This window comes from Streptomyces flavofungini (assembly GCF_041028215.1).
Taxonomy (GTDB): domain Bacteria; phylum Actinomycetota; class Actinomycetes; order Streptomycetales; family Streptomycetaceae; genus Streptomyces; species Streptomyces flavofungini_B.
The window spans coordinates 1-4,106 of the sequence record NZ_JASKYR010000726.1 but is presented as its reverse complement, the minus strand read 5'-3'; the positions used below and the strand labels follow the sequence as shown (position 1 = coordinate 4,106).

Annotated in this window: 7 protein-coding genes; 3 read left to right on the top strand and 4 right to left on the bottom strand. The window is 71.0% G+C overall.

Going from position 1 to position 4,106, the window contains the following annotated elements; translation table 11 throughout:
• The first annotated feature begins 238 nt into the window (after positions 1 to 238).
• Complete coding sequence (locus AB8Z36_RS33270; protein ID WP_369217114.1) at positions 239 to 796, top strand: PP2C family protein-serine/threonine phosphatase; 558 nt, start codon at positions 239 to 241, stop codon at positions 794 to 796.
• Between the two features lie 71 nt (positions 797 to 867).
• Here the strand turns inward: AB8Z36_RS33270 and AB8Z36_RS33265 are convergent, their stop codons facing one another.
• Entirely contained in the window at positions 868 to 1,011 is a 144-nt protein-coding gene (locus tag AB8Z36_RS33265) for a hypothetical protein (protein WP_369217113.1), read from the bottom strand.
• Positions 1,008 to 1,466, bottom strand: coding sequence for an ATP-binding protein (locus AB8Z36_RS33260; RefSeq protein ID WP_369217112.1), 459 nt, complete (start codon positions 1,464 to 1,466; stop codon positions 1,008 to 1,010). Before AB8Z36_RS33260 ends, AB8Z36_RS33265 begins: the two co-directional genes overlap by 4 nt.
• A 170-nt stretch (positions 1,467 to 1,636) precedes the next feature.
• Between AB8Z36_RS33260 and AB8Z36_RS33255 the strand changes: the two genes are divergently transcribed.
• A complete protein-coding gene (locus tag AB8Z36_RS33255) occupies positions 1,637 to 2,002 on the top strand; it encodes an STAS domain-containing protein (protein ID WP_369217111.1) in 366 nt (121 codons plus the stop codon).
• A gap of 27 nt (positions 2,003 to 2,029) precedes the next feature.
• On the opposite strand, the gene AB8Z36_RS33250 is transcribed toward AB8Z36_RS33255, so the two are convergent.
• Positions 2,030 to 2,497, bottom strand: a complete 468-nt coding sequence (locus AB8Z36_RS33250) for an ATP-binding protein (RefSeq protein ID WP_369217110.1) — start codon at positions 2,495 to 2,497, stop codon at positions 2,030 to 2,032.
• Positions 2,498 to 2,730: 233 nt separating this feature from the next.
• On the opposite strand from AB8Z36_RS33250, the gene AB8Z36_RS33245 reads away from it, so the two are divergent.
• Positions 2,731 to 3,060: an STAS domain-containing protein gene (locus tag AB8Z36_RS33245; protein ID WP_369217109.1), complete on the top strand. Its 330-nt coding sequence runs from the start codon at positions 2,731 to 2,733 to the stop codon at positions 3,058 to 3,060.
• A 1-nt stretch (position 3,061) separates the two neighbouring features.
• Here the strand turns inward: AB8Z36_RS33245 and AB8Z36_RS33240 are convergent, their stop codons facing one another.
• The gene (locus AB8Z36_RS33240; RefSeq protein ID WP_369217108.1) at positions 3,062 to 3,826 is read right to left on the bottom strand and encodes an ATP-grasp domain-containing protein; all 765 of its coding nucleotides are present in this window, start codon (positions 3,824 to 3,826) and stop codon (positions 3,062 to 3,064) included.
• Positions 3,827 to 4,106 lie beyond the last annotated feature (280 nt).

Sequence of the window (4,106 nt, the reverse complement as noted above, 5' to 3'; positions counted from 1 at the left end):
GGTCTGCACGGCTTCGTAGAAGTCCCCCCCCCCCCCCCCCCCCCCCCCCCCCCCCCCCCCCCCCCCCCCCCCCCCCCCCCCCCCCCCCCCCCCCCCCCCCCCCCCCCCCCCCCCCCCCCCCCCCCCCCCCCCCCCCCCCCCGCCCAGCACCCACCCCGACGTCCCCGGCATCTCGCTGGCCTTCCGCTACCTCCCGGCCGCCGAGCACGCGGAGATCGGCGGCGACTTCTACGAAGCCGTGCAGACCCCCGGCGGGCTGCTCCTGGCCATCGGCGATGTGGTCGGGCACTCGGTGCGCGCCGCGACCGTCATGGGGGAGGTGCGCCACGCGCTGCGCGCCTACGCCATCGAAGGCCATGCCCCGCACCAGATCCTGCAACGCCTGGAGACTCTGCTGGGCCAGTCCCAGCCGGGCATCACCGTCACCCTGTGCCTGGTCCTGGTCGAACCGGCCCGGCGCCGGCTGCACATCGCCAACGCGGGCCACATCCCCCCGCTGCTGATCGACCCCGAGCAGGGCCCCCGGTACCACCACGAGCACGGCCCGCTGATCGGTCTGCGTCTCCCGCACCCGCCGCCCGTCGTCATCGACATCGCGCCGGGCACCCGCCTGCTGCTGGTCACCGACGGCCTGGTCGAGATACGAGCCGTCCACCTGGACGTCACCCTCGCCACCTTCCGCGAGGCCGTCGCCGAGGGCCCGCAGAACCTGGATGCGATGTGCGACCTGCTCCTGGAGCGCTTCGGCCAGAACAAGGACGACGACATCGCCCTGATCACCGCGCTGTTCGCGTGAGCCACTGCCGCACGGTCCGCTGCGACGCCAACGGCACGGTGCGGCCCGTACCGCGTTGACGTCAGGCACCTTCAGCGCCGGTCCGCAAGCCCCTCAAGGGTGACCGTCCCGGTGCCCGCCGTGCGCGTCTGCCCCAGAAGCGCGAAGAACAGGTCGAGCGGCATCGCCGCCCGCGTCACGCCGAGCACGTGCACTGCGGGCGGCCAGTGACTCACTGTCCAGTCCGGGGCGGGTCGTCCAGCGGCAGGCGGGCCGTGACGCGCTTGCCGACGGCCTCCTTGTGCACGCTCAGATGCCGGGTGATCCGCATGACGATCTCCAGGCCGTGCTGGCCGATCCGGCCGGGGTCGGCGTCGCGGGGCACGGGAAGTGCGGGTTCGGTGTCCCACACGACCACCTCCACCATGCCTCCGGCGATCCGCAGGTCCATCAGCACCGGCCCGGGAGCGTATTTGCGGGCGTTGGTGACCAGTTCGCTGACCACGAGCTGCGTCAGGTCCACCGCCCGCGCAGAAACGATTACGTCATATGAGGTTCGGGCCTGGTCGAGGAAGGCGGCTGCGAGGTGGCGGGCCTCGGCGATGCAGCGGTCATCGCCCTCCAGGGCGTGGCTGGCCCGGAACAGGGTGTCGTCCCCGGTACGTTCCCCGCCGCCATCTCCGGTCGGCATGCATATCCCTCGCTTCCCCCGTTGTCGCGAATGCGCGTACCCGGCCCGCTGTCACTTACGTGCCATGCCGCCTCGGGATAGCCGAGATCGCGTACCCGTGGACCCGGCAGATGAGGCAGAATCATCTGTACAGGCTGATTCAGGAAATCCTAGGCGCAATTAAGGACAGGGTGACCAGCATTCCAGGCAAGGGCTGGCCCGAACGGCTGTCCATCGAGAAGCGGACCATCAATGGCATCCGGGTCGTCACACTGCACGGCGAGATCGATCTCGACACCGTGGCCGCGGTCCGGGACGCCTTGGTGGCGCCGGGTTCCGAAGGCTTTGCCTGCGTCGTGGCGGACCTGAGCGCCGTCACCTATCTGGACTCCAGCGGTACCAATGTCTTCGTCGCCGCCCACCGCGTCATGAACGACGTCGGCGGCTGGCTGCGCATCGCGGGCGCCCGGGAGTCGGTGCGGCGCGTCATCGAGCTCATCGGCCTGGACCTGGCCGTCGACTGCCATCCCACCCTCCAGCAGGCCCTGGCGGGTTAGGGCGTCCGGGGCATGCGGTGCCCCAGGTCAGGCGTTACTGAGGGGTGCGGCGTCGGTCAGGGGGAGCGTGGCGGTGATGCGCTTGCCGACCGCTTCGCGGTGGACGGTGAGGCTGCTGGCGACGCGTTCGACGATCTCCAGGCCGTGCTGTCCGATGCGGCCCGGGTCGGTGACGCGGGCCTCGGGCACCGTGGGGTCGCTGTCCCACACCACGATCTCCACCATGCCGCCGACGACGCGCAGATCCATCAGGACCGGCCCGGGGGCGTACTTGGCCGCGTTGGTGACCAGCTCGCTCACGACCAGTTGGGTGAAATCCACCGCGCGGGGCGACACGTCCACCGCGTGCTCGGTGCGTGCCTTCGCCAGGAAGCCGGCGGCGAAATGGCGTGCCTCGGCGATGCAGCCCTCCTGCCCGTCCAAGGCGTGGCTGGCCTGAATCAGGGTGTGTGGCCGCGCTTCGTCCTCGCCGCCGCTCTCCGGTCCCGCTTCCATGCGTCCCTCATTCCTGTGCTCTGCGCGGGACTGCGTGTACCCGACAGGCTCTCATTTGACGCACTCCCCGCCGTCGCGAAGCTGCATGAGTCCAGATAAGCGCAGCCACTCGCGCTGTGCAGCAGATCGCGTGCTTTGCGTCCCTGCGGTGAGGCACAATCACCACATCAACGGGATCCAACAGCGTCGGGACAACGGTGACGAGCATCCAGGAACCAGGCCGGCCCAACCGGTTGAGCATCGACGAACAGACCGTCGACGACATCCGTGTCGTCCTGTTGGGCGGCGAGATCGATCACGACACGGCGGGGGCCGTCCGTGAGTCCATACTGCGTACGGCCGGCGCGGGCGCCCAGCGTGTCGTGGCGGATCTGAGCAGCGTGACGTTCCTGGACTCCAGTGGCATCAACGTATTCCTGGCCGCGGGGCAGCTCATCAGCGACGGCGGCGGCTGGCTGCGTATCGCCGGAGCCCAGACACCCGTACGACGCGTCATCGAGATGATCGGCCTGAACCTGGTGATCGACTGCCACCCCAGCGTCGACCAGGCGCTGGCCGGATAGGTCAACGGGGGAGGGGCGGGCTCCCCGCACGAAGAAACCGGCGGTCACGCGGGATGACGGCCCCGGCGGGGCAGGCGGCGCGGAGCACGACGTCCAGCGCCCGCTGGGGGTCGGCGGTGTACATGCCGCTCGCCCAGGCGGCGTTGGCCTCGATCACCGACCAGCGTCCCTCCGCGAGGCCCACGTCCACGACGATGGCGGAGGGCAGCGTGTCGCGGCACGCTGCCAGCAGCTCCGCCCCGAAGGCGGCGGCGTCGTCGCTCAGCGGGCCAAGGGCGAGCCGCCCGTGGCGCGCGTAGCGGCTGCCGGTGTGCACGGCGCCGTCGAGCAGATGCAGCCGGTATTCCGCGGCGAACTCCACCACATCGCTGATCAGCACCGGAGTCAGCGGATCCACCGCGTCCGGTCCCGGCAGCCGTGATCCGTCGGTGTAGATCCGGGCCGGAATCCCTTTGTCGTTGGGCGACTTGACGAAGGCGGGCCGCCGCAGGCCATAGGCCTCCCGGATGGGCCCGAAGGCGATCTCGCGCCCGGTGAACTCCCGGGGCAGCCGGGCCAGCCAGTCCTCGGGAGCCTCCGACAGGGCGATGCCCAGAGCCGGTGCCACGGCGTCCGCGAAGGCGGGCCCGGCGTGCAGATGCTCGCCGCGCAGCTCGGCCGGTACGGCGAAGGTGGGCAGTTGGACCGTCCGCAGGCCGCGGTGGTGCGCGGCCTCCCGGAGAGTCTGTGCGGATGCGGTGAGCCGGGGCGGCAGGACGAGGTTCACGAGCACGGATCATCGCGCACGAGCCGTGGCCGCGCCCACCCATTTAGCGTCGGTGGGCCCGGCCCGCTCCGGCCCGGCTTCGGCGGGCTCTCTCAAGGCTCCGGATCACCTGTTGTGCTGCGCGGAGTGCTTGTGGTGCTTGACGGAGTGGTGGTGGTGAGCCGGGCCGTGCTTCGCGTGCCGCCGGTCGGGGCGCGGCACGTCGGACTCGCTGTGCCAGCCGGAGGGTTCGATCACTCCGACGAAGCCGTTGGCCTGGTTSAGCTCGTAGGTGTGGCCG

Coding starts and splice junctions, on each gene's coding strand:
- AB8Z36_RS33260 (WP_369217112.1), bottom strand. CDS start 1,466: ATGCCGACCGGAGATGGCGGCGGGGAACGTACCGGGGACGACACCCTG.
- AB8Z36_RS33250 (WP_369217110.1), bottom strand. CDS start 2,497: ATGGAAGCGGGACCGGAGAGCGGCGGCGAGGACGAAGCGCGGCCACAC.